This window comes from Ferruginibacter sp. (assembly GCF_031430955.1).
In the GTDB taxonomy this organism is placed as follows: Bacteria; Bacteroidota; Bacteroidia; order Chitinophagales; family Chitinophagaceae; genus Ferruginibacter.
Map to the genome: position 1 here is coordinate 1 of NZ_JANPCM010000373.1, position 3,022 is coordinate 3,022.

The 3,022-nt window shown below is 37.8% G+C and carries 3 protein-coding genes; all 3 read right to left on the minus strand.

What is annotated here, in order from left to right; genetic code table 11:
- Positions 1 to 1,333 (minus strand): ligand-binding sensor domain-containing protein (locus ACY65O_RS10595; RefSeq protein ID WP_462220827.1); only part of this gene is annotated, 1,333 nt, incomplete at its 3' end.
- 139 nt (positions 1,334 to 1,472) lie between these two features.
- On the minus strand, positions 1,473 to 2,384 hold the full coding sequence (locus ACY65O_RS10600) for a hypothetical protein (protein WP_462220828.1): 912 nt from the start codon (positions 2,382 to 2,384) through the stop codon (positions 1,473 to 1,475).
- 53 nt (positions 2,385 to 2,437) lie between these two features.
- Positions 2,438 to 3,022: hypothetical protein (locus ACY65O_RS10605; RefSeq protein WP_462220829.1), on the minus strand; the 585-nt coding region annotated here is incomplete at its 5' end.

The following is a 3,022-nucleotide window of genomic DNA, read 5'->3' on the forward strand; positions in this document are numbered from 1 at the left end:
CAGCATACTTTTCGCCAGCCGGAATTATCATTTGTTTTTGAGCATCAAAAATTAATACACCGTTTTGCTGAGAGGCCAGCCAAATTGTACCGTTGTAATCCTGCAAAATAAAAGTTATAATAAGCGTTTTGGGTGCAGGTATATTTTTTATAAAAGGATAAGATTTTGTGCTGCCTGTTGCTGTGTTATAAACATACAAACCATCACCAAAAAAACTGCCCACATATACTGTGTTTTGTTCTGGTACTGCTAAAAGAGAACGGGCATAAACACTGCCCGGCACTTTATTATACTTTGATAAAACCGGCACTGATACAAACCTGCCTGCCGCCGCATTGTTATACACCCAAATACCTTTGTTTTGTGTAGCAAAAACGATATTGTTTTTATTGCTGGTAAAAGCAGTGGCCTGAAAACGAAAAATATCCGACTCGGGAAAATTGTTTTGAGTGAAGAAATAGAATTTTTTTTCTTTATTATTAAATAATGCCAGGCCACTATCCTGTGTGGCAATTAAAAGATTATCGTTATCATAAAAATGCAGCGCATCTATATTGTTGGATGAATAGGCTTTACCCCTTTTTTTTGAAAAGGGAAGCACCGAAATTTTTTTATCTGCAACGGAAAATTCTATTAACCCGATATTTTTTATAGCACTGTAAACATTGCCGTTTGTTGCAAGGCTTAATGTTTTTAAAGAATTATTTAATTCATCAACTGAGTAAGGATAGTTATGTATTTTGGTTAGTGCCGTATCTGTATAATTATATAATCCATCTGAAGTAAGTATCCAAAGCGTGGCATTATTTTTTGCATCGGCAAGGCATTTAACTACTGCAATGTTATTTTTTTTAAAAATTTCTGACACGGGCAATGCCAACAATTCTTTTTTTTCAGCGTCAAATGTATACACTGCTTTATTTGCTGTAACGGCTAATTGATTTTTGAAATCCTGTATATCATCAATAAAAAAAGGTATAGAATTTTGTATGCTGATAAATTTATCTGTACTGTAGTTGTAATAGAACAATCCTTTATCGGCGGTGCCGATCCAAATAATGCCTTTGGCATCTTCGTGCAAAGCTGTAATTCTGCCGGATGGTATGGTTTTACTGTTGATATCTGGCACAAAACGGATATAATTGCTGCCATCAAATCTTATTAAGCCCTGGTTACAGCCAAACCATAAAAAATTTTTACTGTCGGCTAATATGGATTTAATATCGCTGTAATTGCGGCTGCCATTAAGTGCAATAAATTTAGGTTGTGGCGTTTGGCAATGCGTTGCAGTAAACAAAAAAGAAAAAAATACGCAGTAATAACTGCGTAGCATAAATATAATGACCCGATTTTTTTTCAGGTATTTCATTAATAATTTTTGCCGGTAATAAATAGTTTTTAAAGGATAATAAAAATACAAAAATTAGAATGGTTTTGATTTAGTAATTATGGAGCAAATTTTATTTATATTTTTAGTTACCAATAGCTACACAGTTCCAGGTAATGCTGTAATTAACCGAATTTGGGCTGGTGTTAAGTAATCTTGCTTTGCAACTGGTAGTGCCGCTGGTGGTACTGCAGCCATATAGTTTCAATTCTACCCTATGTAATTCACCCACTGTTCCGCCGGATAATTCTTCATCCCCAACAAATACTCTGGGCACTCCGGTAAAGCCCCCATTAAAAGCAATAGCGCCTTCCGCAGAAAGCTGATGGCCACCAAGTATTGCAAAAAATGTAGCTGTAGTAAAAGGAAAGATTTTTAAATTTGTAGCACTTGTTGAATTGTATGCGACTCCTTTACCATTGTTAACCGTAAGTGTACCATCAACTACAGCATTGCCATTAGCAGTTAATGTGCCATCCACCTGCAATGCACCTCTAAAACGGGATGGGTCGGTACTGCCCACATCTAACAGGTAAGATGAACTGGGCACCGTACCAACACCCAGGCCATAAAACATGTGATTGTATCCCCCAAGATTTTGAAAGGCATAATCAGGTGTAGACGTACCAAGACCAAGGCTACCACTAACGTAAGCAGTACCACTAACATGCAATGTTGCCAAAGGGTTAATTGTACCAATGCCCACTTGCCCTGTACTGTCAATAGTCATGCGGCGGGTGTTGTTGGTAAAAAAGCCGAGCCCGTTTCTGCCGGAGGAACCATTGACGAAACTGCGTACAATACCTGCTTTACCATCACTGCCAAAAATTAATGCACTTTTTGTAAGAGTGCCATCGTTAGCATTGGCCTGATCAATCATAATACTGCTGTCAACTGCCAGCCTGGCATTGGGTGTAGTGGTACCAATGCCTACACGCTGTGCATTTATACATTGGTGTGATGCAGCCAGCAATAATATTGCAAAAATTTTTTTCATAAATGATAATTTTATTTTTTAAGATTTATTAAGCGTAATTATTTTTTTTATTTTTATTTCGCTGATCTGCATTGCCACCTGGTAGCAGATTCCGGTTTACTTTCTTTTGTTAATACCACCTGTGTTGGAGAATAATTAAAACCCGGGGGAGAAGTAGAAATATAGTAGCCGGGTTTATCTACGCTTTCTATAGCCACTGTTCTTACATCATTTACTCTGGGCATTTCATGTATAAAAAATTTGTAGCCATCGCCACCGGGGTCTGCTGTTTCGCTGCCGGATGATGTGGTGCCCAGATGTACTTCCTGCCCGTTGGTGCTGGACCCGGCAAAAAGCCAGCGTTTTCGCTGTCTTTCAAATTGTATAGTGTAACAAAGTTTGTTGGTAAATTCTGTTTTGGATTCTGCTACATTAAATTCGCAAAACCTGTCAAGTGTTAATTGTTTAAGGGGGTAAGATTTCAATATTTCTGAACGCTTCATATTATTGCCTGCCAGCTCCAGGTGTACATATTTGTCTGCAGAAGCATCAGCTGTAAAAATCCATTGGTGAGGATACGGCACTTCCAGTAATGCAGGACCTGAAATATTTTTTTTCTGCGTAATCTGCGGAGCTTTTTTTGTATTTATAAATCTCCC